A 25,598-nucleotide genomic window follows, 5' to 3' on the forward strand; every position below is an offset into this window, starting at 1 on the left:
CTCCTTCTCCTTCTCCTTCTCCTTCTCCTTCTCCTTCTCCTTCTCCTTCTCCTTCGACTCTTTCACGACGTCCTCGAACGCATCGCGGTAGGCCACTGCAATCCCCTGCTGCCACGACTGGACTGCCACGATGACGATCATCAACACGACGAACGCAATGAGGGTGGTTCCCACCAGCGCGAACGCGTTGAAAGCCGAATCGAACGCACGGTCGACCATGTCTGAGGCAAGCTGCTTCGTAACCTCTCCTCGCTGCGTTTGCCCAGCGGCAGTGAACTCGTCTGACTTTTTCAGCCAGTACTGCGAGAACCCGATGCTTGAGTTCGACGTCGCGATCACGATGCTGAAGCCGATCGCGATCAGTGAAGTCATGCCGGCGACTGCGGCGGAGACCGTCGGCGCCAGCCATGCGCCCGTTGTCGTCGCACGCGCACGCCACATCGCGAGTGCATCGGTTCGTTCTTCAGGGCTCGCCTGGCCGAACTTCTTGACGCGGGCAGCGAAGTCTCGGCGCGTGAAATATTTGTGCTTCCCCATTTGAGATGCCCCTCCTTTTTCCGGAGACACAGTACCGGAAACGAGCGACCCTCATTTGGGGGTGATGGGGCTGTCGGAGCCACTTCGGTTGGCTCCGGCGACATGGTGGTGGTGACCCACCCGCGGAGCATGTCCGCGACAACAAAGCGTCGTGAAGGCGAGCGGCCGGTCGAATCGCCGGCCGCTTGCCCGCGGCTCAGCCTGAGCGGGTCACTGCCCATCCTTCGCATCAAGCGCGCGCAGCGTCGATTCATCGGCCATCCACTGAATAAGCGCCTTCTCGAGATCGAGAACGTGGGATGCGAGGCCCATGCTGAAGGACTGCAGGCTCAGCACCGCCGAGGCCTCTGGTGTCCCGCTCACGGACAGGGGCTGCAGCAGAGGTTTGAACGCGTCTGACTGCTGAGTGATGAGTGCGCTGAGCTCGAGGATGTGCTGGTGGATCTGCTGGATCGTCGTTGATTCGAAAGCCATGCGAACGAAGCTACCTGCCCCTTAGAGCGCGCGGGTCTGCACCGGACAAATTAGGAGGTTGACTCGTGCGAATCCCCCGGATCCTCCGAACTCGGCGCGTCCATCAGCCCGTACTCCACGGCGAGGGCCCCAGTGTTGTCTTTCAGCCGTTCAAAGAATTCGGTGTCGCCGAACTCCTGCTCGCCGTGAACAAGGTGGATGACGTACGAGCTCGCCGGAGTGATCAGGTGCGCGGTAGTGAAGGACGAACCGGACGCATCGGTACCGCTGACACGAAGCTGACGTACATCGCCTGATTCGACGATGCGCTCGATGACTGCCCCAAGCATCAAGGCTTGGCTTCCCCGCATCGACATTTCGACGCCATTGACTGTGATGCTGCTCTGCATGAGCCGAGCGTAGTCACCCCCAACACTTCCTCGTGCCCGCCGACACGTACCAGCACCGCACCTAGCCGCCGGCCCCGACCTGTCACGTCAGGGCGACACCGGCCGCACAGCGACCCAACGAACGCGGCGCGAGCACGAGGTACCCCCTCAAGACCGTGACCCTGAGTAACCCGCTGTGGCGCGCGGAAATTAGCCGTGAGCGGTCGACCACTTGGCGTACATGGCACACATGGAGGCAACGATGCTGTTCCCCATCGGCACGACCGCCATCTACCGCGAAGAGGTCTGGGCGATCGTCGGCGTACGCAACCAGACACGGCAACTCGAATCCCTCGATGGGGCCCGCACGATTTACGAACCCGCGGACAGGTTTCGTGATGTCGCTCATCAGTCGGTCACCGTCCGCTCGGCGTTCAGGGTGTCGGTGATGTCACCGCAGATGGTCAGGGTTCGGGCGAAGCGCCTCACCTCGTCCGGCGTCGAGTTCTCGTCCCAGACCTCGACCGAGTCCTCCCACGTGTTCGAGCACGAGAGCCGCCCGACTGCGACCCGAAACTTCGGGTCGGTCACGGCAACGTAGTGGTGCATGAACAGCGGGTCTTGGCGGTCGGCCCAGTGGCCGTGGTTGACGTAGGCGCAGTCGGGCTCGTCGCAGGGGACGAGCACGCTCCTGGTCCCCGAACTGGCGAGTTCCTCGTTGTCGGGACCCGTTGCTAGTCTCTTGGCGGACGTAAGCTTCATTTCGGTCTTCACTTCCTTGTAGGGGTTGGGATCGTCGCCTCCGACTGAGTTGCAGCTCTGGTCGGAGGCTTTCTTCTTGACGCCGATGATCTGGCGCAGGTTTCAGGGCAAGGACTCGTCACATCCCCGTCAAGCGTGGACATCACGCGACAGCCAGTTCCATCGGCACCAGTCCCCAAGAGGGCGCCACGCGAGCGATGGCGGCGGCTCCCTTCGGGGTCACCTTCAGCGTGTGCATGACCTCACTCTTGAAACGGGGAGCGTCATGGACCGGGACCGGACGGAAGTAGTCCCTCTTCGCAGCGAACGCGGAGTACCTGGTGGTCATTTCCTTCGCCCGCTTGCTCTCAGACCATCGATCCGTGTGCTCGGCGTAGATCCACCTGTGATCGATGAGCGCATCCCGAAGCGCGCTCTCGGCGGCTCCAATGGACTTCGCGACGTTCCGAAGGAGTCGGAGGTCCTCGGACGCGACGTAGGTGTCGACGTATCCGACTTTCGGGGCGTCCTCCGCGACCTTCGCTTCGAGCGCAGCGTTCTGCTCGACGGTGCTGGCGAGTTCGCGGAGAGCTTCGGCGTACGACTGCGGGGGTGTCGGCTGCACTGTGTAGGTGCCGGTGCGGCGGATCGCCGGGAGGACATCGTGCGTGACCCAGCGCTGGAACTGCTTGATTGCGGCAGCCTGCTGCTCGTCCATGCGGCCGGTCTGTCGCTGCATCACGGCCTGGTAGAAGCCGGACTCGGTGACCGTAGTTATCGCTTGGGTCCCGCCAGGGGTACTCGTCTGATGAGTACCCCTCTCGTCGGCGTCGAGCGAGCGGACCATGTTGCTCGCGTCGCGGTGTCCGAGGAAACGGGCGACGTCCGCAGCGGCGAACCAGGGTTCGCCGTTCTCGCCGATGCCGGCGCGCAGGTCAGCGTCACCGTGGCGGAAGATTCCGAGGGTGCTCATGGCTACTCCCCCGCCTCGGGCTTGCCTGCTGCAAGCCAATCGGTGAACCCGTCGAGGTCCGGCTCCTCGGACGCAGCACCAGAGGATCCGTCGAGGCTCGTGCCACACATGACCGTGCCGAACGAGTCACTCATCAGGAGACCTCCTGAAGCGTGCCAGTCTGCGTCCGCGCAGACGCCTCGATCCATGCCTGTACGTCTGCCTCTCGGTAGCGGATTGTTTGAGCGCTGAGCTGGCGGTAGACAGGACCAGTACCTCGATACCGCATCTGCGCGAGGGCCTGCTCGCTGACTCCAGCGATCTCGCCTACCGCCTTCGGAGCGAGAAGGACTTCCATGACGACTCCTTGTGTGGTGACTGCGCAACTTGTGTTTTCAGTACACAGTAATGTGCGCAGAAAAACAAGTCCCGACGCTGAGGTCGTCAGCGTGTCGTGGACTTGGTTAGTGTGTCGATCATGACTTCGCGCCCTAGCACCGGCCTCGGTGACCGCCTTGCCCGCTACCGCAAGATGGCTGGCCTCAGCGCTCAGGACGTCAGCGAGCGCCTTGGCGGCGAGCTCTCGCGATCCGTCATCGCGAACATTGAGTCGGGGCGCAAATCGGACATCACCGTTGACCAGCTCCTTGCCCTCGCTTGGGTCCTCGACATCCCACCGGTCGCTCTTGCACTCCCGATTCACGAGCCGTTCCGACACGTACAGGTTGTCAAGGGGGATTCGGTTACCCAGTCGATGACAGCCGCGACGCTGATCGACTGGTTCCTCGAGCGTCCAGGATTCAACGAGCGCCTTAAGCCCGCGGGGCCCGGACGCACACTCGTTCTCGCCATCCTGAAGGCGCTTAGCAGGTACCAGTCCGATCGGCGCCGGGCATACCTTGACAGTCGCCGCACCGATGAACAGAAGAACTCCGACCCGGCTCGATACGCAGAGAATGAGCGCGAGCTAGCTGCCAGCCGCCAGGAACTCCTCGACCTCGGGGTCGACGTCGCCGAACGCGGACCACTTGACTGATGGGTTCCGTCGAGCCGTACACAACGAAGGCCGGCCGCCGGTACCGAGTCCGCTACCGCACGCCCGACCGAATGCAGACCGACAAGCGCGGGTTCACGACCAAGCGCGACGCCGGGCTGTTCCTCGCCTCAGTCGAGGTGTCGAAGGCCCGCGGCGAGTTCGTCCGGCCGGAGGACGCCCGGGAAACGATCGGCGCACTCGGCCCGGTCTGGCTGGCGAACCAGACACACCTCAAGCCGTCGTCGTTCCGTCCCCTCGAGATCGCCTGGCGACTCCACGTCGAGCCGGTTTGGGGCGCAAAAAAGGTGTCCGAGGTGAAGCACAGCGCGGTGCAGACCTGGGTGACGTCGATGAAGTCAGCGAGCGCAACAACGGTGATCCGGAACTACGGGGTACTCGCGAGCATCCTGGACACCGCGGTGAAGGATCGGCGCATCCTGAGCAACCCTGCGCGTGACGTGAATCTTCCGCGGAAGAAGCGCAAGGAGCACGTCTACCTGACGCATGAGCAGGTGTCTGACCTCGCGCTCGCTGCAGGCGACCGGTCGACGCTTGTCCTGGTGCTGGCATACACGTGCCTTCGGTGGGGAGAGGCCGTCGGACTCAGGGTGAAGGACGTGGACTTCGCGCGCCGGCGGCTGAACGTGACGGTGAACGCGGTCGAGATCGCGAACGTCATCACGGTCGGGACGCCGAAGACGCACAAGCGGCGGTCTGTGCCCTTCCCGGCACTGCTGGCGGCAGCCCTGCGCGAGCGCTGCTCGGGGAAGGGAGACGACGACCTCGTGTTCGCCACGAAGCACGGAACCCACGAGCGTCGCTGGCACAACGACCACGGGTGGTTCCCGGCCGCGGTGAGGAAGGCGGGCATCCCGTCGACGACACCGCACGGACTTCGGCACACAGCCGCGAGCCTCGCGGTCAGCGCCGGCGCGAAGGTGAAGGCCGTGCAGCGGATGCTCGGCCACGCCTCCGCAGCGATGACACTCGACGTGTACGCCGAGCTGTTCGAAGACGACCTGGACGTCGTTGCGGGCCGCCTCGATGACGGGCTCGCGCAGACGGTTGTGGGCAAGATGTGGGCAGAGGCCGCCCGGAATGAAGACGAGGCCCGCTAGATCCGCGTGTTGCTGCGGATCTACGGACCTCGGTAGTGGCGGAGGGTGTGGGATTCGAACCCACGAGACATCTCTGCCCACCTGTTTTCAAGACAGGCTCCATCGGCCGCTCGGACAACCCTCCAGTGACGCGACCACGTGGCGAGACGTGATCGCGTCCCGGGAAGTCTACCCGGGCCTCCAGGCTGGGGTGCGCGCGAGCGCGGACTAGCGGGGCAGGGAGTCGAGTGCCGCTGCCAGGCCGTCGTCGGTGATGCCGCCGGTGAGCTCGTTGCCGGCGTCGACGACGTCGTCGGGGGCCTGGCCCATGACGACGCCGCGACCGGAGGTCGAGGCCCAGCGGAGCATGTCGATGTCGTTGCGACCGTCGCCCGCGGCGAAGACGCGGGAACGCGGGATGTCGAGCCACTCGCGGACGCGCTCCATCGCGGTGGCCTTCGTCACGCCCTCCGGCGCGATGTCGAGCCACGACGTCCAGCCGACGGAGTACGAGACCTTGTGCAGACCCATCTGCTCGACGATCTGCAGGAAGTCCTCGGTGTCGTGGCCGGGCGAGATGACGACGACGCGGGTGGCCTCGACGCCGAGCAGCTGCTCGAACGGCACGTGCTCGCCCTCGACGGTCATGGTGTCGTCGGGGAAGTTGCCGGACAGCAGGAAGTGACCGGTCTCGTCCTCGACGCCGAAGGCGGCGTTCTCGAGCGCGCCGTGGATGGTCTGCAGCACCTCGGACGGGTCGAACCGCTCGACGTGTTCGCGCACGTAGGAGCCGTCGGCGCGGCGGGCCAGGATGAGCGCTCCGTTGGCGCAGACCAGGTACTTCGGCCGGATGCCGAGGGTCTCGAGCAGGGGCACGGTCATGCCCTCGCTGCGGCCGGTCGAGAGCATGACCTCGTGCCCGGCGGCCTCGGCATCGCGCACGGCGGCGACCACCGCTTCGGTGATGACACCGTCCTCGCGCATGGTGGTGCCGTCGATGTCGAGCGCGACGAGCCAGCGCTTGGTGCGGGCGGGCGCGTCGGTGCCCGCGCCCTGTCGGGTGCCGTCCACGAAGCGTCCCTGGGTGCTCATCGGGGCTCGATCACCTCGACGCCACCGAGGTAGGGGCGCAGGACCTCGGGCACGACGACGGAGCCGTCGGCCTGCTGGTGCGTCTCGAGGATCGCGACGATCCAGCGGGTGGTGGCGAGGGTGCCGTTCAGGGTGGCGACCGGGGCGGTCTTGCCGCTCTCGGTGCGGTACCGGATGTCGAGGCGGCGTGCCTGGAACGTCGTGCAGTTCGACGTCGAGGTGAGCTCGCGGAACGTGCCCTGGGTCGGGACCCAGGCCTCGATGTCGTACTTCTTCGCCGCGCTCGTGCCGAGGTCGCCGGCGGCGACGTCGATCACGCGGTAGTGCAGCCCGAGGTCCTGGAGCATCTGCTCCTGGTGCGCGACGAGCCGCTCGTGCTCGGCCTCGGCCTGGTCCGGGTGGACGTAGGCGAACATCTCGAGCTTGTTGAACTGGTGGACGCGGAGGATGCCGCGGTTGTCCTTGCCCGCCGAACCGGCCTCGCGCCGGTAGCAGGTCGACCAGCCGGCGTAGCGGTGGGCCTGTCCTTCCTCGAGCGGCAGGATCTCGTCGGCGTGGAACCCGGCGAGGGCGACCTCGCTCGTGCCGGTCAGGTACAGGTCGTCGGCTTCGAGCCGGTAGACCTCGGCCGCGTGCTCACCGAGGAACCCGGTGCCGGCCATCGTCTCGGGGCGCACGAGCGTCGGGGTGATGAGCGGCTCGAAGCCGGCGGCGATCGCACGGTCGAGGCCGAGCGACATCAGCGCGATCTCGAGCCGGGCGCCCATGCCGCGCAGGAAGTAGAAGCGCGAGCCGGAGACCTTCACACCACGCGGGATGTCGATGATGCCGAGGTGCTCGCCGAGGTCGGCGTGGTCCTTCGGCTCGAAGTCGAACTCGGGCTTGGTGCCCACGGTGCGGAGCGTGACGAAGTCGTCCTCGCCGCCCTCGGGCACCCCGGGGAGCACGACGTTCGGGATGCCGCGGACGACGGAGTTGAAGGCGTCCTCGGCCGCGGTGACGGTGGCCTGCGCTTCCTTCACCTTGGCGGCCAGGGCCTGGGCCTGCTGCACGAGCGCGGCCTTCTCGTCCTTCGGGGCCTTGGCGACGGTCTTGCCGAACGCGTTCTGCTCGGCGCGGAGCGACTCGAACGAGGTGATCGCACTGCGGCGGGCGGAATCGGCGGCGACGGCTTCGTCGACGACGGCCTCGGAGGCACCCCGTGCCCGCTGTGAAGCCTTGATGACGTCCGGGTTGTCGCGAAGCAGCTGTGGATCGATCACTCGCCACATCCTAGACGGGGCGAGCGCACGCAGCCTCGATCGGTAGCGTGGACGCATGTCGACCCCTTCGGAGACCGCGCCCGCGGATCAGGACGCCCTCCCCACCGAGCAACGGACGGCCGCGGTGGTCTACAACCCGGTCAAGGTCCACCTGCCGACCCTCAAGTCCACCGTCGAGCAGCACCAGCAGGAGGCCGGCTGGGCCGAGACCCTGTGGTTCGAGACGAGCGAAGAGGACCCGGGCGGCGGCATGGCCCGCGAAGCGATCGAAGCCGGTGCCGACGTCATCGCGGCGGCCGGCGGTGACGGCACGGTCCGTGCGGTCGCCGAGGTCGTGCACGAGGCCGGTTCGACCCTGGCGCTGCTGCCGAGCGGCACCGGCAACCTGCTCGCGCGCAACATGAAGCTCCCCCTCGACGACCTTGCCGCGAGCGTCCGGACGATCTTCCACGGCGACGACCGGAAGATCGACTTCGGGATGCTCAAGATCGAGCGCCCCGGCGGCGAGCGCGAGCGTTTCGGCTTCCTGGTGATGGCGGGCCTGGGTCTCGACGCCCGGATGCTCGTGAACACCCGTCCCGAGCTGAAGAAGAAGGTCGGCTGGCTCGCCTACGTCGACTCGCTGTTCCGCTCCGTGCGCGACGCGAACGCCTTCGAGTTCCGCTACCAGCTGGACGACGACGGCAACCGCTCGCTCCGGGCGCACTCCCTGATCGTCGGCAACTGCGGCATGCTGCAGGCCGGCGCGATCCTGCTGCCCGACGCCGAGATCGACGACGGTGTGTTCGACATCGCCGTGATGCGTCCCCGCGGGTTCTTCGGCTGGGTGCGGATCGGAGCCCGGGTGTTCTGGGAGAACGGGATCCTGCGGGCGTTCCGCCGGTCGAACCTGTCCAAGACCGCCGTCGGCAAGAAGATCGTCTCGAAGTCGCGCGAGGAACGACCCCTGCGCTACCTGCGCGGGCAGGAGTTCACGGCGCGGCTCGAGCGGCCCGACGAGTTCGAGATCGACGGCGACCCGGTGGGCGAGGTCATCGCCTTCCGGTCGCGCATCGACCCGATGGGGCTGTCCGTGCGGGTGCCCGACCCGGCGGACGACCGCCACGGCTCGCGCCAGGTGCCCTGAGCTGAGCCGGGTGCGGTTCCGCCGCTACCGAGCCCCGGGCTCGCCGGACACGATCGCGCGCAGCCAGTCGCGCGCCTCGACGAACGCGGCGTCCGAGTAGCGCGCAGGCACCTCGGGGCGGGCTCCGTCGGCGCGCGGGTACGACCCGAGGAACGTCACGCGCGGGCTGAAACGGCGCAGGCCGAGCAGCGCGTCCGCGACGCGCTCGTCCCGCACGTGCCCGTCGAGGTCGATGACGAACCGGTAACGACCGAGCTCGTCACCGATCGGCCGTGACGACAGCAGCCCCATGTTGATGCCCCGCGTCGCGAACTGCTCGAGCATGTCGACCAGGGCGCCGGGGTGGTCGGCGGGCAGCTCGACGATGACGCTCGTCTTGTCGGCACCGGTGGGCTCGGGCAGGGCGAGGGTCTTCGACACGAGCACGAACCGGGTGACCGCCGAGGCGTTGTCGCCGATGGACGACGCGAGCACGACGACGTCGTGGTGGTCGGTGATGCCGGGCGGTGCGACGGCGGCGTCGGCCGTGGGGTCCGCCTCGAGCAGGGCGAGCGCCGCGGCGACGTTCGACGACGCCGGGATGTGGCCGTGGCCGGGCAGGTTCGCCTCGAGCCAGTTGTGGGTCTGCGCGTAGGCGACCGGGTGTGCGTTCACGGTGCGGACGTCGGCGAGCGTGGTGCCGGGCCGGGCGACGAGCACGAAGTCGACGGGGACCAGGTACTCCCCCACGATCCGCACGCCGGGGATCCGGGCCAGGGCGTCCTGCGTGGCGCTGACCCCGCCGTCGACGCTGTTCTCGATCGCGATGACTGCCCCGATCGACCGGCCGGACACGACGTCGTCCAGGGCCTCACCGACGTTGTTGACGCTCCGCCAGGGCTTACCGGCGGCGGCCTCGACGAGTTTCAGGGCCGCCTCGGTGAAGGTGCCGGCGGGTCCGAGGTAGGAGTACGTGTCGGACGGCGCGGCGGGGTCGGTCATGCGGCGAGCCTATTGCAGGGACGCGACGGCCAGGCAGCCTCAGTCCGTCGCCGCACCCGTCAGCCGCTGCTCGCAGATCGCGGTGTCGTCGTCCTCGCGCGGGTACGTCAGCGCCGCGAACCGGCCCTCGGGGTCGAGCCGGGTCAGGAGCGACGCGGCGATGCCGTCGAGCTGCGCGACCTGTTCGTCGGAGAGCGCGTCGATCACCACCCGGCGGGCGGTGCGGACGTGGTCCGGAGCGGCCTCGACGATGGTGGTGTACCCGGCGTCGGTCAGGCGGACGTCGGTGGCCCGGCGGTCGGAGGTCGACGGGCACCGGGTCACGAGCCCGCGCTTCTCGAGGCGGGACACCACGTGCGACAGCCGCGGCAACGAGGCGTTCGTGGCCGAGGCGAGCGCCGACATCCGCAGGGTCCGGGTGTCGGTCTCGGAGAGCATCGCGATGACCATGTAGTCGAAGTGCGTCAGGTCGGCGTCACGCTGCAGCTGCTGGTCGAGCGCGGCCGGCAGGAGTTCCATGACGGCGACGAGCTTCATCCACGCGCGCAGCTGCTCGCGGGTGAGCCACGGGGTCTCGTCGGTCATGAGCTGATCATACCGAAAGGTTGTCCCTTCAACCAGTGGTGCGTACCGCGGACGAACCAGCCGGACCCGCCGGACCGGACGAACCGCCGGTCCGACGCGACCGCACCGCCCCGACCACGAGCACCACCACCACGACGACGAGCAGCGCCCCCTCGACGAGCAGCAGCCGCGTGCCGTAGTCGAACGGCAGCACGGTGGGGTTCTTCTGCCCGTGGTCCTTGGCCGCGATCTCCGGCAGGACCACCAGGGCGAGCACGCTGCCGAGGACGATCGCCGCCTGCACGACGACGAGCACCCAGGCCCGGAGCGAGCGTCCGGCCCGACGCAGCAGCAGCCCGGCACCGACCACGAACGGGGACAGGACCGCGTCGTGCAGCACCACCGCCGCGAGCAGCCACACCCCGAGCCCGCCGATGCGGTTCGGCGTGACGGACGTCACGAGCACGTACGCCCCGAACGCGATGACCAGCACGCCGATCACCACGAGCACGATCCGCGCGGCCTTCACCGGAGCACCTCGATCTTCTCGATCCACTTGGTCTGCAGCACACCGGGCCGTCCCGGAGCGATGATCCGCGCCGGGAACCCGTGGTCCAGGTCGAGCGTCGCACCGTTCAGCTCGAGGGCGACGAGCGTCGTCGGATCCTCGGCGTACTCCGGTCCCATGTCCATGATCCGGTAGCCGCCGTGCCGCTCCAGGCTCGTCACGCGCACGTGCGACCCCTGCGGCGCCTGCACGGCGTCGAGCAGGTCGCGCATCCGCACGCCCTTCCAGGTCGCCATCTGACTCCACCCCTCGACGCACGAGATCGGCAGGTCGACCTGCGCGGTGCCGAGCGCGACGAGTTCCGCCCGGACGAACGTCCGGCTCACGTCGTGGCCGACGACGGTGAGCGTCCAGTCGGCGGCGGTCGCGCTGGCGAGCACACCGGCCGCACGCGCGGTCCGGTTCACCGGCAGCCCGTTCGCCCCGATGCCCCGGCCGCGGGCGCCGAACACGTTGAACGGTTCCGCGAGCTTCGAGGACTGCCCCGCCGTGAGCGCGACGACACCGACGGTCGCCGCCGTCACGCCGGCGAAGAACCCGCGTCGGGCGATGCGCTGGCGTCGTCCGGTGGCTGCTTCCGGCGTCGGCCGGGAGGCCCGGCTCGCCTCCGGCACGTCGGCCGTCGGCTGGGCGGGACTCGGCTCCTCGGACCCCTCGCGGGTCTCCGGGGCCGTGTCCGGTCCGGTGGGACGGGGCTCGGCGCCGCCGGGGGCGGCGTCGACGCCGTCGATCCAGCGGAACACGCGGCCCAGCAGGCCGGGGGCGGTGGACCCGGTGGTCTCGGCGACCGCAGCGTGCGGGGCGGACGCGGGATGCGCCTCCAGGCCGGGTGGGAGCAGCTCACTGCCGGACGCGGGGTCCGCGATGAACCGGCCGTGCACGTCGTAGGAGTCGCGCTTCCGCCAGTAGCGGGCGATGACCGGCAGCTTGGCGGCGATGTGGATGGCCAGCGACCCGATGATCACGTAGGCCATCGCGTTGTGCACCTGGCGGAACGGGAACGGCCACGGGTACCACTGGTACGTGTTGAGCAGGCCGGTGACGACCTGGATGATCGACGCGGACACCAGCACCGCGATCGACAGCCGCTCGAGCAGGTGCAGCACGCCACGCACCGGCGGCACCTGCACCAGGGCGGGCATGACGGTGTTGAGCTTGGCGAGCAGCAGCGGGATGATCGCGATCCCGGTCGTGATGTGCAGGCCCTGCGTGAACTGGTACAGCTGCGTCGGACGGGTCGGGAACCGCATCCAGCCGAGCGGTTCCTGCAGCAGGTGGCTGTAGATCCCGGTGCCGAAGCAGATCAGGAACGCGATGCCGAGCAGACGCCCGAGCACCACCGCCGAGCGGGCGTTGCGGTTGGGGGACGCCAGAGCTGCTCGTCCGTCGTGCAGCAGGCGCTGGAGGCCGGATAGCCTCGACCCACCATGAGCGACCGACTGCGTGCCCTCCGACCGTCCCTGGCCGACGGCACCGCCGCCCGGATCGGCACGGTGCTGGCCGTCGTGGGAGTACTCGCCCTGTCGGGCGTCATCGCCGTCGGCGTCACGCATCTGGGGTTCCTCCGATCGGGCCATCGTTCTGCATTCGTTGCGTGGACGCTGATCGCTTGGACCGTCTTCGTCATCGCCGTGCTCGGGGTGCGCTTCGTGCCCGTCCGGTGGATGACCACCGTGGTCATCGGCGGAGCGGTGGTGATCGGCATCGCCGCGCTGGTCGGCCCGCCGAACACGAGCACCGACTCCGCTCGGTACGCGTGGGACGGCATCGTCCAGCATGCCGGTGTCTCACCGTACGCGCACACCCCCCAGTCCGCGGCACTGTCCGGTCTGCGACCCGACTGGTTGTTCCCCGACAAGGTGGACGGCACGTGCGATCCGCTGAAGCCCCGGTTCCGCGGGCTCGGCGACGGCGCCGACGGGCACTGCACCGCGATCAACCGGCCGGACGTCACGACGATCTACCCGCCGATGGCGCAGCTGTGGTTCGCCGCGGTGCGGTTCTTCGTGCCCGCGACCGCGCAGTACCTGCCGTTCCAGGTCGCCGGACTGCTCGTGTCGCTCGGCGTGTCCGTCGGACTCGTCCTGGTGCTCCGTCGGATCGGCCGTCCGACCTGGTGGGCGGCGCTCTGGGCCTGGTCGCCGCTCGTCGCCTCCGAGGCGGTCACCAACTCGCACGTCGACGTCGTCGGCGCCGCACTCGCCACGGCCGGTGTCGTGCTCGTCGCGTTCGGCCGGCCGATCTGGGGCGGCATCGCGCTCGGGGCCGCGACCGCGACGAAGCTCATCCCGGCGATCGTGTACCCGCCGTTGCTCGGCCGCGGTCGGGCCTGGTGGGCGATCCCGATCGGCATCGCGGTGTTCGGGTTGCTCTACGTGCCCTACGTGCTGACGACCGGGCTCGACGTGCTCGGGTACCTGCCCGGCTACCTGAGCGAGGAGGGCTACGAGGACGGCTCCCGGTTCGCACTGGTGTCGCTCGTGGTCAAGGGCGACGCGGCGACCCTGGTGGTGGGGCTCCTGGTGCTGCTGGCGGCGTTCGTGGCGTGGCGGCTGTCCGACCCGGCGCGGCCGTGGTCGGGCGAGGTCCTGATGATCGGCGTGACGTTCCTCGCCGTGACGCCGCGCTACCCCTGGTACGCGCTGCTGCTCATCCCGTTCGTGGTGCTGTCCGGGCGCTGGGAATGGCTGTCGATCGGCCTCGCCATCGCACTGCGCGGGGTGTGGCCGTCGGCGGACGCCTACCGGTGGTGGTTGCTCGCGGCCGTGGCGGTCATCGTGCTCGTCACGCTGCTGCGCACGGAGCGGTCGGAGTGGCGACGGTGGTGGGAACAGCTGTCGTTCCGGCGCGTGGAACACGTACGCTGACGACCATGGCACCCGCGATCCTGCTCGGCACGACCGGCTCCGTGGATCCGGCTCCCGCCGGGCTCGTCGACCGGTTCGGGCGACGGGCCGTCGACCTGCGGGTCTCGTTGACCGAGCGCTGCAACCTGCGCTGCACGTACTGCATGCCCGCGGCCGGGCTGCCGTTCGCCCCCGACGAGGCCCTGATGACGGCGACCGAGATCGAGCGCCTGGTGCGGATCGGCTCGTCGCGGTTCGGCGTCCGCAAGGTCCGGTTCACCGGCGGCGAGCCGATGCTCCGGCACGACCTGGTCGACGTGATCGCCCGGTGCGCCGCGCTGCCCGACGCGCCGGAGCTGTCGCTCACCACGAACGCCATCGGCCTGGCCCACCGCGCCCAGGGCCTGTACGACGCCGGGCTGCGGCGCGTGAACGTGTCGCTCGACACCGTCGACCCCGACGTCTTCACCACCGTGACCCGCCGCCCGTTCCTCGACAAGGTCATCGCCGGGCTGTCTGCCGCGCACGACGCCGGGCTCGACATCAAGGTGAACGCGGTGCTGCTGCGCGGCATCAACGACGAGGCCGCCCCGGAGCTCCTCCGCTGGTGCCTGGAGCGTGGCTACGAGCTGCGGTTCATCGAGCAGATGCCCCTCGACCCCGACCACGCCTGGGACCGCACCTCGATGATCACCGCCGCCGAGACCCGCGCGCTGCTGGCGACGTCGTTCGTGCTCACGCCCGACGACGCTCCGCGCGACGGTGCCCCGGCCGAGCGGTACCGCGTGCACGATGCGGTCACCGGGGAGCCGCTCGGCACCGTCGGGATCATCGCGAGCATCACCGAGTCGTTCTGCGCCGACTGCACCCGGACCCGGCTGACCGCCGACGGGCACGTGCGCAGCTGCCTGTTCTCCGACGAGGAGACCGACGTGCTCGGGCCGATGCGCTCCGGGGCCGACGACGACCACGTCGCCGAGCTCTGGCGGCTCGCAATGTGGGCGAAGCCGCGCGACCACGGTGACGACAGCGACGAGCTCGTGCACCCGACGCGCGGCATGAGTGCGATCGGCGGCTGAGGCATGACCACGATCCGGTTCTTCGCCGCTGCCCGGGCCGCCGTGGGTGTCGACTCGATGACGACCACGGCCGACACGATCGACCAGGCGGTGCGCGAGGTCGTGCCCGCCGACCCCGAGCGCTGGACGGCCCTGCAGGAGCGTTGCTCGTACCTGGTCGACGGCGTGACGACGCGTGACCGGGCGACTGCGCTCCACGGTGTCGAGGTCGTCGACGTCATGCCGCCCTTCGCCGGGGGCTGAGCGGCGCCCGTTCCTTCCCAGAACACCCGCGATACCAGGCGTTTTCGGGCATACCGTGTCGGAACTCCTGACCAGGTACGCCCGAATCGACCCGGCATGCCCGATGCGACCAGGTACGCACGCAACGGCCTGGTTCAACCAGGGGGTGCGTAGACCGCCACCTCGGCTGCGGGGACGTCGATGCGCACCGCGTCGCCCGGGGCGATCCCGAGCGCGGTGAGCCGGGCGAGCGTCAGGTCCGCCACCAGGTCACCGGCCCGGACACGCACCAGTCCGTCGCGCGGTTCGAGCGACGAGACGGTGCGCGCGGCTCCGGCACCGTCCCGCGTCAGCACGGCGGCCGTCGGGTGGAACGCAGCCAGGGCGGGCCGGCCGGGAGGCACGGCGTGCGTCCTCGACGCCAGCTCGCCCCCGCCGTCGATCGCGATCCCACCCCCGGTGGCGGTCCCGCGCACCAGCGCGAGCCCGGAGAACGTCGCGGCGAACGCACTCGTCGGACGACCGAGCACGGCCGCGGGGGTGCCCTGCTCCACCATCCGTCCGCCCTCGAGCACGACGACGCGGTCGGCCAGGGCGACGACCTCGACCGGGTCGTGCGTGACGAGCACGGCGGGCCGGCCGGCGACCGCGGTCCGGAGTGCCGCGCGGACCTCGTCCTGCGCGCCGACGTCGAGCGCCGAGGTCGGTTCGTCGAGCAGCAGCACCGCCGGTTCGGTGGCGAGCGCCCGGGCGATCGCGACGCGCTGCGCCTGACCGCCCGAGAGTGCTCCGGGGTGGCGGGTGGCCAGGTCGGCGACCCCGACGGTGTCGAGCGCGTCGAGGGCACGTTCCCGGGCCGTGGCACGACCTGCTCCGGCCGCACGGGGCCCGAATGCGACGTTCCCGACGACGTCGAGGAACGGGAACAGGTCGGACCGCTGCGCGACGAGTCCGGTCCGTCGACGGTGCGCGGGCACGGTGTGCCGTGGACTCGAAGCACGGACCCCGTCGAGTTCGATCCGGCCGGCGTCGATCGGCAGCAGGCCGGCCAGGGCCTCGAGCAGCGTCGACTTGCCGGCACCGTTCGGCCCGATGACGGCCAGGCACTCCCCCGCTCGGACCTCGATCGCGACGTCGACGTCCCGCGACCCGACGACGACGTGTGCCCGGACGCCCACCGTGCCCTCGGCCGTCACGCCAGGGCTCCGCGGGTCCGGAACGACGAGGCGCCGATGACGACGACGGCCACCACGACGAGCACGACCGCCAGGGCCACCGCGGTGTCCGGGTCGACCTCGCGCTGCAGGTAGACCTCGAGCGGCAGGGTCCGGGTGACCCCCTGCAGGCTGCCGGCGAAGGTCAGGGTGGCGCCGAACTCGCCGAGCGCCCGGGCGAAGCAGAGCACCAGCCCGGACACGATCCCCGGCAGGACCCGCGGCGTCGTGACGGTCAGGAAGGTCCGGGTCGGTCCGGCGCCCAGGGTCGCGGCGACCCGCTCGTAGCGGTCGCCCTCGACGCGGAGTGCCCCCTCGACCGAGGACACCAGGAACGGCATCGCGACGAAGGTCTGCGCGATGACCACCGCCGTCGTGGTGAACGCGATGTGCAGGCCGTGGTCGTCGAGGAAGGCCCCGACCACCCCGAGCCGACCGAAGGCCGCGAGCAGCGCGAGGCCGCCGACCACCGGCGGCAGGACGAGCGGCAGGAGCACGACGGCCCGGGCGACGCCGACCCACCGTGACCGCGACCGCGCGAACAGCACGGCGAGCGGGTACCCGAGGACGAACGCGACACCCGTGGCCGCGAGCGCCGTGCCGAGGCTGAGCCCGAGCGCGGTCAGCGACGCGGTGGAGGTCACGAGCCCGACGAACGACGACCAGTCCACCCGGCCGAGCATCGCGAGCACGGGCACGACGACGAACAGCCCGCCGAGCACCGCGGGCAGCGGGAGCCACCACGCGACCGGCGGCCGTCCGTCAGCGCGCGGAGCCACGGGTCAGGGCTTCCCGAAACCCGCGTCGGCGAGCACACGCTGCCCGGCGGCGGAGCGGACGTACTCCGAGAACGCCTGCGCGAGCGCCGGGTCCTCGGAATCCCGGAGCACGCCGATCGGGTACGTGTTGACGGCCGTGGCCGACTCGTCGAACGGCACGCCGTCGACCTTGCCGCCGGCCCCTCGGACGTCCGTCACGTAGACGAGTCCGGCGTCGGCCTGACCGGATTCGACCTTGCCGAGCACGTCGGTGACCGACTGCTCCTCGCTGACCGGCTCGAGATCGACGCCCGATGCGGACTCGACCTCCGCCGTCGCGGCACCGCACGGCACCGGGGCGGCGCACGTGACGAGCTGGACGCCCGGAGCCGTCAGGTCGTCGAGGTCCGTGATGCCCTTCGGGTTGCCCGGAGCGACGGCGATCTCGAGGACGTTCGTCGCGAAGTCCCGCGGCGATCCGCTCGCCAGGTCGGTCGACGACAGCTTCGCCATGTTCGCTTCGTCGGCGGACGCGAACACGTCGGCGGGGGCACCGTTCTGGATCTGGGTGACGAGGTCGCTCGAGCCGGCGAACGAGAACCGGATCGAGGCGCCGGGGTTCGCGGTCTCGAACCGCTTGCCCAGGGTCGTGAAGGTCTGCTGCAGGGACGCGGCGGCGAACACGGTGATCGAACCGGTCGGCCCCTCGGTGTCGGACCCCGCCGAGGCCTGAGCCCCCGAGCCCGTGTCCGGAGCCGTGCACGCTGCGAGCCCGAGCGCGACGGTGGCGGCGAGGGCCAGCGCCGCGAACGGCCGGAGGAGGCTCATCGTTCGTCCTCGTGCCGTGCGGGTGCCTCGACCGCGACCATGGTGGCCTTGACGGACGCCACCGCGACGGAACCGACCTCGAGCCCCAGGTCGCGGACGGCCTCGGCACTCATCAGGGACACCACGCGGTGCGGGCCGCACTGCAGTTCGACCTGCGCCATCACGGTGTCGACGACCAGGTCGGTGACGATCCCGACGAAGCGGTTGCGCGCCGAGCTCTTCACCGCGGACGCCGGGTCGGTCGGCTCGGTGCTGCGTTCCCGTGCGTACGCGGCGACCTCGCGACCGTCGACCACGGCTCGCCCCGCGTCGTCCGTGGCACGGGTGAAGGTGCCCCCGTCGACGAGCCGTCGCACGGTGTCGTCACTGATCCCGAGGAAGGCCGCAGCGTCCCGTACCCGCAGTAGCGTCATGATCGACCAATCCTACCCGCAGACGCGGCGGCAGGCGCAGTGGACGTGACCGAACGAGGTCAGGACCGGTGCTCGATCGCCACGGGCAGGCCCTCGCGACGCCAGGCCTCGAAGCCGCCGTCGAGGACCGCCACGCGCCTCCCGGCCGGCTGCCGCGCCGCCCACGCGTCTGCACGGGGTCCGCGCGCGCAGTAGACGACGACCTCGTCCGAACCGGTGTCGTCGGTGACGGCACCGGCGACCACGCCGGCCGCGCGTTCCTCGGCGGTCCGGACGTCGACGACGACCAGCGGATCCGACGGGTCCGCCACCCTGGCGGCCAGGGCTGCCGGCGCGATGCGCGGCGCCGCGGCGCCGGCGGGTGCCGGTCGACGCGAGGCGGGACCACGACGGACGGGGCTCTCCGTCCAGCGCCACCGGCGGGCGTCGACGGTCAGGACGCGTCCGAGCAGGGGGTCGCCGCTGCCGGTGACCAAGGCGAAGACCTGCCCCGCCATCACCGCACCGACCGCGCCGCACAGTGCCGGGACGACGCCGTCGAGGGCGCACGAGCCCTCGTCGGGCAGGGCGTCGGGGTGCAGGTCGTGGAAGTCGACGCCGTCACCTCCGGCGTCGCGGAAGACGCTGACCTGCCCGTCGTGGCCGAGCACGGAGCCCCACACGAACGGCACGCCGGCCGCGGCGCAGGCGTCCGAGACGGCCCGGGTGACCACGACCGAGTCGGCGGCGTCGACCACGACGTCGTGTCCGGCGACCAGGTCCGGCGTGAACGACCCGACCACGGCGACCGCGTCGAGTTCCGGGTCGACGGCGACGGCTCGGGCGACCGCGACCTGCGCCTTCGGCGAGCCGACGTCCGCGGCCGTGAAGAGCGTCTGCCTGGCCAGGTTCGAGGCGTCGACCACGTCGGGGTCGACCACCGTGAGTCGACCGATCCCGGCGAGGTACGCGACCACCGGCGCCCCGAGCCCGCCGGCCCCGACGACGAGGATGCGCGATGTGGCCAGGCGGCGCAGCCCGGTGACCCCGACGTCGGCGAGCGCGGCGGTCCGCGAACCGAGCTGCGTCCGTCCCGGGGAGAGCGCGGCGGCGGGGGCGGCGAGGGGTTCCATCCCGTCATTCTGGCCCGTCGCACCGAACGCCTGCATGTGAGAGTTCAACGCCCGGACGCGGCGGATCCCCAGAGCAGATCGGTACGGTCGCGGACGTGAGTTCCCCGCGTACCGGTACCGTCCCGGTCCGACGCACGACGTCGGACGCGTCGGTGCGTGCGCGCTCGCGCGGGGTCGTCGTGGCGGCCGTCCGGGCCCTCGCGCGGACCCCCGAGATCACCGTCGGCGCGCTCGGCGTCGTCGTCGCCGCGGCCTTCAGCTGGGTGCCGTCGGTCTGGTACGACGAGGCCGCGACCATCGCGAGCGCGCAGCGGAGCTGGCCGGCGCTCTGGGCCGAGCTGCAGAACGTCGACGCCGTCCACGGCCTGTACTACGCCGTGATGCACGTCTGGTTCACGCTCGTCGGGTACTCGCCGTTCACGCTGCGGTTCCCGAGTACCCTGGCCATCGGGGTCTCCGCCGGGCTCGTCGTCGCCCTCGGCCGTCGTCTCGGCGGTGTGCGGCTCGGCGTCGTCTCCGGGATCGTGTTCCTGGTCCTGCCCCGCGTCGCCTGGGCCGGCACCGAGGGGCGCCCGTACGCCACCGTCACGACCTTCGCCGTCGCGCTGACCCTCGTGGGGATCACCGCGGTCCGGCGCACCCGGACCCGGCACCACGCGACCCGGTGGTGGGTCGTCTACGGCCTGCTCGCCGTGGCGGCCGTGCTGTTCAACGTCTACCTGGCCCTGGCCGTCGTCGCGCACGGGGTCGTGCTCCTCTGGACCGCCGTCGCCGACCGTGCCGCACGGCGCGACGCCGTGCTCTCGCAGCGAAGCGGTCCGGTGGCCGCGCCGATGGTCGACCGCGCCGCGCTCGTGCGCTGGGGTGTCGCCGCCGTCGGGGCCGCCCTCGCGGTGTCGCCGTTCATCGTCCTCGCCGCAGGTCAGGCCAAGCAGGTCGGCTGGATCACCGGCGTCGGGTGGGCCACCGTGCGCCAGGTCGTCGCGACCGCCTGGTTCGGTGCCGTCTGGCCGTACGCGGTGCTCGGGTGGGTCCTGATGATCGTCGGCGTCGTGCTCGCCGTGCGCGCGGCGCGACGCCCCTCCCCCGCTTCCCGTGACCTGCTGCGGATGCAGGCCGTGCGCGTCGCCGTCCCCCTGACGGTCCTGCCCACCGCACTGCTCGTCGGCGCGACCGCGGCCGGGGAGCACCTGTACTCCCCGAAGTACGCCAGCCTGAGCCTGCCGTTCGTCGCGCTGCTCATCGGCCTGGCGATCACGGCGATCCGGCCTCGGCGGTGGCTGGCGCTCGCGGTCGTCGGGATGCTGCTCGTGTCAGCACCGACGAGCACGATCGTCCGGCTGCCCCACGCCAAGCAGGAATCGCACTGGGCGAACGCGGCGGCGATCATCGAGCGCGAGCGGGACCGCCGCACCGACCAGAACGAGGGCGTCGTCTTCGGCAGTGTCTGGGAGCACCCGGGCACCACCGCGCAGGTGATCGCCGACTCCTACCCCGAGGCCTTCACCGGGATGCGCGACCTCGCCGTCGCCGAGACCGGTGCCGAACGCGGCCAGCTCTGGAACGTCAACGGCGACATCGCGACGACGGTGCCCGAGCGGGTCTCGGGGATCGACACCGTGTGGTTCGTCGGCGGCAAGTCGCGGAACATCCGCCCGCAGGTCACCGACACGCTCGTGGCCGAGGGGTTCCACGTCGTGCGCTACTGGCACACCGGCACGGTCATCCTCTGGAAGTACAGCCGCTGACGGTGGCGGTCCAGCCGCTGACGGTGGCGGTCCTGCCGCCGACGGCTGCGCCGGGGCGTCGGGTCAGTGCACCACGCGTGCGCCGTGCACCGGGCCGGTGGCACGGAGTGCGACGAGCCCGGCGGCGCTGAGCTCGACCTGCAGCTCGAGCGCGGCGTCGCGGTCGCCCACCAGGAACGCCACCGTCGGGCCGCTCCCGGACACCAGACCGGCCAGGGCACCGGACTTCTCGCCGAGCTCGAGCGTCGCCGCGAGCCGGGGCTGCAGCCGCATGGCCGGAGCCTGCAGGTCGTTGTGGACGCAGTCGGCGAGCAGGTCGGGGTCGCCGGCGCGCAGGGCCTGCAGCACGTTCGCCTCGACCATGGGGTGCGACGGCGCCGGGGAGATGTCGGCTCGGTACCGCTCCCGGTGCTCGTCGAGCGCACGGTAGACGGCCGGGGTGCTCAACCCGTCGTCACTCAGGGCGAGGACCCAGTGGAACTCGCCCTTGGCCAGCGCCGGGCTCAGCTCGTCACCGCGGCCCGTGCCCACGGCGGTGCCGCCGGCGAAGGCGAACGGCACGTCGGCGCCGAGCTGCGCGGCGAGCCGGAGCAGCTCTTCGCGACCGAGCGCGGTGCCCCAGAGCGTGTCGACGGCGAGCAGGGTCGCCGCGGCGTCCGCGGAGCCACCGCCCATCCCGCCGGCGACGGGCACCTGCTTGTCGATGGTCAACCGCACCCCGCCGCGGTGTCCGGCCGCGTCGGCCACGAGCCGGGCCGCACGGATGGCCAGGTTCGACTCGTCGACCGGCACGGTGCTGGTGTCGATCGGACCCGTGAAGGTGACCGAGAAGTCGTCGGCGGCTTCGGCGGTGACGTCCTCGTACAGGGACACCGCCTGGTACGCCGTGGCGACGTCGTGGTAGCCGTCGTCCTGCAGCGCCCCGACGGACAGGAACACGTTGATCTTGCCGGGGGCGCGCGTCCGTACGCGGGTCGGTGCGGCCAACGTGGTCATGCCCCCAACCTATCCCGCTGCGGCTGCCGTGAACCCCCGCGCCAGGTCCGCGGTGATGTCGTCGATGTGCTCGAGGCCGATCGACAGGCGGATGAGACCGTCCCCCACCCCGGCGGCCGCCCGCTCGGCGGAGGACATCTGCACGTGGGTGGTCGATGCGGGGTGCACGACGAGCGAGCGGACGTCACCGAGGTTCGAGACGTGGTCGAACAGCTCGAGCGCCGCCACGAACCGTCGGCCCGCGGCGACCCCGCCGGCCAGGTCGAACGACAGCACGGCCGACGGCCCCTTCGGCACGTAGCGCTGCTGCAGGTGGTGCCACGGCGAGTCCGGCAGGCCGGCGTAGTGCACGTGCTCGACCTGGTCGTGCGCGTCGAGCCAGGACGCCACCGTGGCGGCGTTCGACACGTGCCGGTCCATGCGGAGTGACAGCGTCTGGATGCCCTGCAGCACCAGGAACGCGTTGAACGGTGCGATCGCTGGCCCGAGGTCGGCGGACAGCTTCGAGCGGGTGCGCTGGATGAACGCCCGTCGCCCGAACTTCTCGGCGAAGTTCGTGTTCGCGAACCCGGACTGCTCGGTCGAGGCCAGCTGCGGGTACTGCTCGGCGTGCGCCGCCCAGTCGAAGTTCCCGCTGTCGACGATGAGCCCGGCGATGGCGCTGCCGTGCCCGGCCAGGTACTTCGTCGCCGAGTGCACGACGATGTCGGCACCGTGCTCGATCGGGCGCACCAGGTACGGCGTCGCGATGGTGTTGTCGACGATGAGCGGCACACCGGCCTCGTGCGCGACCGCGGCCACCCCGGCGAAGTCCAGGACGTCCCCGCGGGGGTTCGGGATGGACTCGCCGAAGAACGCCTTCGTCTCCGGGCGCACGGCCGACGCCCACTCGGACAGGTCGGTCGGGTCCTGCACGAACGTGAAGGTGATGCCGAGGTCCCGCAGGGTCGAGGCGAACAGCGTGTAGGTCGCGCCGTACAGCGAGGCGCTCGACACCACGTGGTCACCGGCGCGTGCGACGCCGAGCACGGCCAGCGACGTCGCCGCCTGTCCGGACGCCAGCGCCAGCGCACCGATCCCGCCCTCGAGGTCGGCGATCCGGCGCTCGAGTGCTGCGGCCGACGGGTTGTTCACCCGCGTGTAGGTGTGGCCGGCGGCGTCGAGCATGAAGCGTGCGGCGGCGTCCTCGCCCGACGGGTAGACGTACGCGGCGCTCTGCGCGATCGGCGGTACGTTCGCGCCCCAACCCGGGTCGGCCTTGAAGCCGGCGCGGATCTGGCGGGTCTCGAACGCCCAGCCGTCCTCGGCGTTGGTCGACGCGGCACCCATCAGGACTGCGCCCCGACCGACTGCCGGACGAGCGGGATGACCTGCTCACCGAACCGGTCCATCTCCTCGAGCTGCGGCGAGAACTGCAGCAGGAGCGTGTCGACCCCGGCGTCCTCGAACTCCCGGATGCGGTCCGCCACCTGCGACGGCGTCCCGACGAACCCGGGGCGCAGGCCGCGGTTCGACACCGAGTAGTCCTCGAGCGAGGGCACGTGCTCGAGCTGCGACTTCGAGATGAAGTCCTGGTACGACTCGTACGCCCCGCCGTGCTGCACGTCGGTGATCCGGGCGAGTTCCGCCTGCGCCTCTTCCTCGGTCTCGCGCACGATGACGTACGCGGCCATGCCGAACGCCTCGAACGGCGGCAGGCCGGCGTCGACGCGGCGCTGCTTCATCTCGTCGATCTTCGCGCGGAGTTCCTCGACGGTGCCGCCGTGCGTGACGTAGGCGTCGGCGTACCCGGTGATCGCGGCCTTGCCGGCCTCGCTCTCCCCACCGGCGTAGATGCGCGGCGTCACGCGGGGCTTCGGCTCGAGGTGCGCGTTCTCGATGTCGTAGTACTCGCCCGAGAACGAGTACGGGGTCTCGCGCCACAGGCCCTTCATGACCTCGACGAACTCCGCGGTGCGCTTGTACCGGTCGTCGTGCTCCGAGAAGATCCCGCCGTACTGCTTCGCCTCCTCCGCCCACCAGGCGCTCACGACGTTGAAGGTGAACCGGCCGCACGAGATGTCGTCGATCGTCGCCGCCTGCTTCGCCGTCACCGCGGGCAGGTGGTACCCGGGACGCATCGCCGCCATGATCTCGAGGCGCTCGGTCGTCGCCGCGATCGCCGCCGCGAGCGACCAGGCCTCGAGCGAGGGCGCCGCGGTGCCCTTGATGTCGTTGAGGTTGAGCTCCGGCACGAGCGTCAGGTCGAAGCCGATCCGCTCGGCGCGCTGCGCCAGGCGCTTCACGTAGTCGAAGGTGACCGGCATGTTCTCGTTGTCGACGTTGCGCAGCCAGCCGCCGAAGAGCGGGGTCCAGTATCCGAATCGCACGATGGTTCCTTGGGGGTGTGGGAAGGCGGACGGGAGGTCCGTGGCGGGCCCGCCACGGGCCTCCAGTCCGGTGGGTCTAGCGTCCTCAGGCCGTGAGCTGCGCCGCGTACTCGTCGGCCAGGAGGCCGCCGAGGTACCGGGCGATGGAGCGCGGGCCGGAGGCCGGCGCGGACTCCTCGACCGTGGGGTTGTAGTTCGTGTTCGTGTTGATGTCGTAGACCACGGTGCGGCCGTCCGTCGTCTCCATGAACTCGACGCCCGCGATGGTGATGCGCTGGTCGGCGAGGAACGTGCGGAGCTGCTGGACCAGCGGGTGCTCGGCGGTGACCTCGGTGCGCACGCTGAACGCCGGGGGCGCGCCGGCGATCTCGGTGCCGGGGACGTCGCAGACCGCACCCGCGATGGTCTGCGGGACCTCGCACGCGTCGGCCGGGCAGAGCTCGAAGCTGCCGGCGCTCGTGTCGACGCGGACGGCGTAGACGAACTCGCCGCCGACGAACTCGACGCGGGTGATGAAGGGCTCTCGGGCCGTCAGGTACTCCTGCAGCAGGGTGATGCCGTCGACCGGGGCCTCGAACTCGGGGCTGTCGACGTAGGCGTCGAACTCGGCGAGCGAGTCGAACCGCCGCACGCCCAGGCCCTTGCCGCCCTGGTTGTGCTTCGTGATGAACGGCACGTCCTGCCCGTCGGTGAAGGTGCGGGCGGCGTCCTTGAGCGTCGACGTGCCGAACACGGCGGTGGTGCGGGGCACGTCGAACCCGGCCTGCTGCAGGAGACCGTGCTGGGCGACCTTCGACACCTCGAGCTCGAGCACGTGGCTGCCGCCCACGACCTGGCGGCCGGCGCGCTCGAGCCAGCCGAGGATCGCCCGGGTGTACTCCTTGCTGTGCTCGTGGCCGCGGGTGTGGGAGCTCGCGGACATGCGGCTCCAGTAGACGCCGGGTGCCGGCTCGGCCGCGAGGTCGATCTGCCCCTCGGTCAGCAGGATCTCCTCGACCGGGACACCCTCAGCCTGGAAGGCGGCGGCGAGCGGCGGGAACCACTCGGGGTTCTCGTGGATGACGTACACGCGGGGAGTGCTCACGCCCCCACCCTAGGCACGGTATACCGCACGTGCCCAAGTGTGTGACGCGGCGTTGCTTCGCGGCGAGGGCCGCACGGGGTCCTGGTCGCTCGGTGCGAGGTTCCGTACTCGGTGCGACCTGCTCGCCGTCG

The 25,598-nt window shown here is 70.5% G+C and carries 28 protein-coding genes and 1 tRNA gene; 7 read left to right on the forward strand and 22 right to left on the reverse strand.

From position 1 onward, the window contains the following. From H7A73_RS05845 to H7A73_RS18035, 6 genes are all read right to left on the reverse strand, one after another. The coding region (locus H7A73_RS05845; protein WP_220456594.1) for a hypothetical protein at positions 1 to 537 on the reverse strand (537 nt) is incomplete at its 3' end. A gap of 210 nt (positions 538 to 747) precedes the next feature. Beyond that, a complete protein-coding gene (locus H7A73_RS05850; RefSeq protein ID WP_182065083.1) occupies positions 748 to 1,011 on the reverse strand; it encodes a hypothetical protein in 264 nt (87 codons plus the stop codon). 50 nt (positions 1,012 to 1,061) lie between these two features. Beyond that, complete coding sequence (locus H7A73_RS05855) at positions 1,062 to 1,400, reverse strand: hypothetical protein (RefSeq protein ID WP_182065084.1); 339 nt, start codon at positions 1,398 to 1,400, stop codon at positions 1,062 to 1,064. A gap of 387 nt (positions 1,401 to 1,787) precedes the next feature. Continuing rightward, complete coding sequence (locus H7A73_RS05860; RefSeq protein WP_182065085.1) at positions 1,788 to 2,141, reverse strand: hypothetical protein; 354 nt, start codon at positions 2,139 to 2,141, stop codon at positions 1,788 to 1,790. 142 nt (positions 2,142 to 2,283) lie between these two features. Further along, positions 2,284 to 3,093 (reverse strand): BRO family protein, encoded by an 810-nt coding sequence (locus H7A73_RS05865; RefSeq protein ID WP_182065086.1) that lies wholly within the window; start codon positions 3,091 to 3,093, stop codon positions 2,284 to 2,286. A 2-nt stretch (positions 3,094 to 3,095) separates the two neighbouring features. Then, a complete protein-coding gene (locus H7A73_RS18035; protein WP_259362731.1) occupies positions 3,096 to 3,227 on the reverse strand; it encodes a hypothetical protein in 132 nt (43 codons plus the stop codon). Positions 3,228 to 3,550: 323 nt separating this feature from the next. On the opposite strand from H7A73_RS18035, the gene H7A73_RS05870 reads away from it, so the two are divergent. Both H7A73_RS05870 and H7A73_RS05875 read left to right on the forward strand, forming a co-directional pair. Further along, a complete protein-coding gene (locus H7A73_RS05870) occupies positions 3,551 to 4,108 on the forward strand; it encodes a helix-turn-helix domain-containing protein (protein WP_182065087.1) in 558 nt (185 codons plus the stop codon). A 137-nt stretch (positions 4,109 to 4,245) separates the two neighbouring features. Next, positions 4,246 to 5,226, forward strand: a complete 981-nt coding sequence (locus H7A73_RS05875; protein WP_310648855.1) for a tyrosine-type recombinase/integrase — start codon at positions 4,246 to 4,248, stop codon at positions 5,224 to 5,226. 36 nt (positions 5,227 to 5,262) lie between these two features. Here the strand turns inward: H7A73_RS05875 and H7A73_RS05880 are convergent. From H7A73_RS05880 to serS, 3 genes are all read right to left on the reverse strand, one after another. Beyond that, positions 5,263 to 5,350, reverse strand: a tRNA-Ser gene (locus H7A73_RS05880). 83 nt (positions 5,351 to 5,433) lie between these two features. Continuing rightward, positions 5,434 to 6,297 (reverse strand): HAD family hydrolase, encoded by an 864-nt coding sequence (locus H7A73_RS05885; RefSeq protein WP_182065089.1) that lies wholly within the window; start codon positions 6,295 to 6,297, stop codon positions 5,434 to 5,436. Beyond that, entirely contained in the window at positions 6,294 to 7,559 is a 1,266-nt protein-coding gene (gene serS, locus H7A73_RS05890) for a serine--tRNA ligase (RefSeq protein ID WP_182065090.1), read from the reverse strand. The genes H7A73_RS05885 and serS overlap by 4 nt, the downstream gene beginning before the upstream one ends. Before the next feature lie 55 nt (positions 7,560 to 7,614). Here serS and H7A73_RS05895 point away from each other — a divergent pair, with 55 nt between their 5' ends. Beyond that, positions 7,615 to 8,685, forward strand: coding sequence for a diacylglycerol/lipid kinase family protein (locus H7A73_RS05895; RefSeq protein ID WP_182065091.1), 1,071 nt, complete (start codon positions 7,615 to 7,617; stop codon positions 8,683 to 8,685). Between the two features lie 24 nt (positions 8,686 to 8,709). On the opposite strand, the gene pheA is transcribed toward H7A73_RS05895, so the two are convergent. Genes pheA through H7A73_RS18040 form a run of 4 tightly spaced genes read right to left on the reverse strand, consistent with a single transcriptional unit; the run spans position 8,710 to position 12,135 of the window. Continuing rightward, positions 8,710 to 9,666 carry a prephenate dehydratase gene (gene pheA, locus H7A73_RS05900; RefSeq protein ID WP_182065092.1) on the reverse strand — a complete coding sequence of 319 codons (957 nt, stop codon included), beginning with the start codon at positions 9,664 to 9,666 and terminating at the stop codon, positions 8,710 to 8,712. 39 nt (positions 9,667 to 9,705) lie between these two features. Next, complete coding sequence (locus H7A73_RS05905; protein WP_182065093.1) at positions 9,706 to 10,251, reverse strand: MarR family winged helix-turn-helix transcriptional regulator; 546 nt, start codon at positions 10,249 to 10,251, stop codon at positions 9,706 to 9,708. A 28-nt stretch (positions 10,252 to 10,279) separates the two neighbouring features. Further along, positions 10,280 to 10,759, reverse strand: a complete 480-nt coding sequence (locus H7A73_RS05910; RefSeq protein WP_182065094.1) for a hypothetical protein — start codon at positions 10,757 to 10,759, stop codon at positions 10,280 to 10,282. Beyond that, complete coding sequence (locus tag H7A73_RS18040) at positions 10,756 to 12,135, reverse strand: molybdopterin-dependent oxidoreductase (RefSeq protein ID WP_259362733.1); 1,380 nt, start codon at positions 12,133 to 12,135, stop codon at positions 10,756 to 10,758. Before H7A73_RS18040 ends, H7A73_RS05910 begins: the two co-directional genes overlap by 4 nt. A gap of 90 nt (positions 12,136 to 12,225) precedes the next feature. On the opposite strand from H7A73_RS18040, the gene H7A73_RS05920 reads away from it, so the two are divergent. The 3 genes from H7A73_RS05920 to H7A73_RS05930 are packed head-to-tail and all read left to right on the forward strand — an operon-like array spanning position 12,226 to position 14,966. Beyond that, entirely contained in the window at positions 12,226 to 13,665 is a 1,440-nt protein-coding gene (locus H7A73_RS05920; RefSeq protein ID WP_182065095.1) for a glycosyltransferase 87 family protein, read from the forward strand. 5 nt (positions 13,666 to 13,670) lie between these two features. After that, complete coding sequence (gene moaA / locus H7A73_RS05925; protein WP_182065096.1) at positions 13,671 to 14,723, forward strand: GTP 3',8-cyclase MoaA; 1,053 nt, start codon at positions 13,671 to 13,673, stop codon at positions 14,721 to 14,723. A 3-nt stretch (positions 14,724 to 14,726) separates the two neighbouring features. After that, positions 14,727 to 14,966, forward strand: a complete 240-nt coding sequence (locus H7A73_RS05930) for a MoaD/ThiS family protein (protein ID WP_182065097.1) — start codon at positions 14,727 to 14,729, stop codon at positions 14,964 to 14,966. A gap of 134 nt (positions 14,967 to 15,100) precedes the next feature. Here H7A73_RS05930 and H7A73_RS05935 read toward each other — a convergent pair whose 3' ends face one another. From H7A73_RS05935 to H7A73_RS05955, 5 genes are read right to left on the reverse strand one after another with little or no spacing between them, the layout of a single operon-like run. Continuing rightward, positions 15,101 to 16,141, reverse strand: coding sequence for an ABC transporter ATP-binding protein (locus H7A73_RS05935; RefSeq protein WP_259362734.1), 1,041 nt, complete (start codon positions 16,139 to 16,141; stop codon positions 15,101 to 15,103). Next, entirely contained in the window at positions 16,138 to 16,938 is an 801-nt protein-coding gene (locus tag H7A73_RS05940) for an ABC transporter permease (protein ID WP_071246956.1), read from the reverse strand. The genes H7A73_RS05935 and H7A73_RS05940 overlap by 4 nt, the downstream gene beginning before the upstream one ends. Before the next feature lie 3 nt (positions 16,939 to 16,941). Continuing rightward, positions 16,942 to 17,745, reverse strand: a complete 804-nt coding sequence (gene modA / locus H7A73_RS05945; protein ID WP_182065098.1) for a molybdate ABC transporter substrate-binding protein — start codon at positions 17,743 to 17,745, stop codon at positions 16,942 to 16,944. Next, positions 17,742 to 18,158 carry a molybdopterin-binding protein gene (locus H7A73_RS05950; RefSeq protein WP_182065099.1) on the reverse strand — a complete coding sequence of 139 codons (417 nt, stop codon included), beginning with the start codon at positions 18,156 to 18,158 and terminating at the stop codon, positions 17,742 to 17,744. The genes modA and H7A73_RS05950 overlap by 4 nt, the downstream gene beginning before the upstream one ends. 59 nt (positions 18,159 to 18,217) lie before the next feature. Continuing rightward, complete coding sequence (locus H7A73_RS05955) at positions 18,218 to 19,270, reverse strand: ThiF family adenylyltransferase (RefSeq protein ID WP_182065100.1); 1,053 nt, start codon at positions 19,268 to 19,270, stop codon at positions 18,218 to 18,220. A gap of 95 nt (positions 19,271 to 19,365) precedes the next feature. Here H7A73_RS05955 and H7A73_RS05960 point away from each other — a divergent pair, with 95 nt between their 5' ends. After that, positions 19,366 to 21,018 carry a glycosyltransferase family 39 protein gene (locus tag H7A73_RS05960; RefSeq protein WP_182065101.1) on the forward strand — a complete coding sequence of 551 codons (1,653 nt, stop codon included), beginning with the start codon at positions 19,366 to 19,368 and terminating at the stop codon, positions 21,016 to 21,018. Between the two features lie 63 nt (positions 21,019 to 21,081). On the opposite strand, the gene H7A73_RS05965 is transcribed toward H7A73_RS05960, so the two are convergent. The 4 genes from H7A73_RS05965 to H7A73_RS05980 form a co-directional block, all read right to left on the reverse strand. Next, positions 21,082 to 22,014, reverse strand: coding sequence for a 4-(cytidine 5'-diphospho)-2-C-methyl-D-erythritol kinase (locus H7A73_RS05965; RefSeq protein ID WP_182065102.1), 933 nt, complete (start codon positions 22,012 to 22,014; stop codon positions 21,082 to 21,084). 9 nt (positions 22,015 to 22,023) lie between these two features. Continuing rightward, the gene (locus H7A73_RS05970) at positions 22,024 to 23,343 is read right to left on the reverse strand and encodes an O-acetylhomoserine aminocarboxypropyltransferase/cysteine synthase family protein (protein ID WP_182065103.1); all 1,320 of its coding nucleotides are present in this window, start codon (positions 23,341 to 23,343) and stop codon (positions 22,024 to 22,026) included. Then, positions 23,343 to 24,383 (reverse strand): LLM class flavin-dependent oxidoreductase, encoded by a 1,041-nt coding sequence (locus tag H7A73_RS05975; protein WP_182065104.1) that lies wholly within the window; start codon positions 24,381 to 24,383, stop codon positions 23,343 to 23,345. The genes H7A73_RS05970 and H7A73_RS05975 overlap by 1 nt, the downstream gene beginning before the upstream one ends. Positions 24,384 to 24,468: 85 nt before the next feature. Next, positions 24,469 to 25,467: a RimK family alpha-L-glutamate ligase gene (locus H7A73_RS05980; RefSeq protein WP_182065105.1), complete on the reverse strand. Its 999-nt coding sequence runs from the start codon at positions 25,465 to 25,467 to the stop codon at positions 24,469 to 24,471. Positions 25,468 to 25,598: the final 131 nt, after the last annotated feature.

The organism is Curtobacterium sp. ME12, assembly GCF_903970855.1.
Lineage (GTDB): Bacteria > Actinomycetota > Actinomycetes > Actinomycetales > Microbacteriaceae > Curtobacterium > Curtobacterium poinsettiae_A.

What these genes read in the sequence shown, in the direction of transcription:
- H7A73_RS05865 (WP_182065086.1), bottom strand. Translation starts at nt 3,093, where the DNA reads ATGAGCACCCTCGGAATCTTCCGCCACGGTGACGCTGACCTGCGCGCC.
- H7A73_RS05970 (WP_182065103.1), bottom strand. Translation starts at nt 23,343, where the DNA reads ATGGGTGCCGCGTCGACCAACGCCGAGGACGGCTGGGCGTTCGAGACC.
- modA (WP_182065098.1), bottom strand. Translation starts at nt 17,745, where the DNA reads ATGAGCCTCCTCCGGCCGTTCGCGGCGCTGGCCCTCGCCGCCACCGTC.
- H7A73_RS05965 (WP_182065102.1), bottom strand. Translation starts at nt 22,014, where the DNA reads ATGACCACGTTGGCCGCACCGACCCGCGTACGGACGCGCGCCCCCGGC.
- H7A73_RS05855 (WP_182065084.1), bottom strand. Translation starts at nt 1,400, where the DNA reads ATGCAGAGCAGCATCACAGTCAATGGCGTCGAAATGTCGATGCGGGGA.
- moaA (WP_182065096.1), top strand. Translation starts at nt 13,671, where the DNA reads ATGGCACCCGCGATCCTGCTCGGCACGACCGGCTCCGTGGATCCGGCT.
- H7A73_RS05895 (WP_182065091.1), top strand. Translation starts at nt 7,615, where the DNA reads ATGTCGACCCCTTCGGAGACCGCGCCCGCGGATCAGGACGCCCTCCCC.
- H7A73_RS05955 (WP_182065100.1), bottom strand. Translation starts at nt 19,270, where the DNA reads ATGGAACCCCTCGCCGCCCCCGCCGCCGCGCTCTCCCCGGGACGGACG.
- H7A73_RS05905 (WP_182065093.1), bottom strand. Translation starts at nt 10,251, where the DNA reads ATGACCGACGAGACCCCGTGGCTCACCCGCGAGCAGCTGCGCGCGTGG.
- H7A73_RS05885 (WP_182065089.1), bottom strand. Translation starts at nt 6,297, where the DNA reads ATGAGCACCCAGGGACGCTTCGTGGACGGCACCCGACAGGGCGCGGGC.
- H7A73_RS05950 (WP_182065099.1), bottom strand. Translation starts at nt 18,158, where the DNA reads ATGACGCTACTGCGGGTACGGGACGCTGCGGCCTTCCTCGGGATCAGT.
- H7A73_RS05860 (WP_182065085.1), bottom strand. Translation starts at nt 2,141, where the DNA reads ATGAAGCTTACGTCCGCCAAGAGACTAGCAACGGGTCCCGACAACGAG.
- H7A73_RS18035 (WP_259362731.1), bottom strand. Translation starts at nt 3,227, where the DNA reads ATGAGTGACTCGTTCGGCACGGTCATGTGTGGCACGAGCCTCGACGGA.
- pheA (WP_182065092.1), bottom strand. Translation starts at nt 9,666, where the DNA reads ATGACCGACCCCGCCGCGCCGTCCGACACGTACTCCTACCTCGGACCC.
- H7A73_RS05930 (WP_182065097.1), top strand. Translation starts at nt 14,727, where the DNA reads ATGACCACGATCCGGTTCTTCGCCGCTGCCCGGGCCGCCGTGGGTGTC.
- H7A73_RS05870 (WP_182065087.1), top strand. Translation starts at nt 3,551, where the DNA reads ATGACTTCGCGCCCTAGCACCGGCCTCGGTGACCGCCTTGCCCGCTAC.
- H7A73_RS05920 (WP_182065095.1), top strand. Translation starts at nt 12,226, where the DNA reads ATGAGCGACCGACTGCGTGCCCTCCGACCGTCCCTGGCCGACGGCACC.
- H7A73_RS05850 (WP_182065083.1), bottom strand. Translation starts at nt 1,011, where the DNA reads ATGGCTTTCGAATCAACGACGATCCAGCAGATCCACCAGCACATCCTC.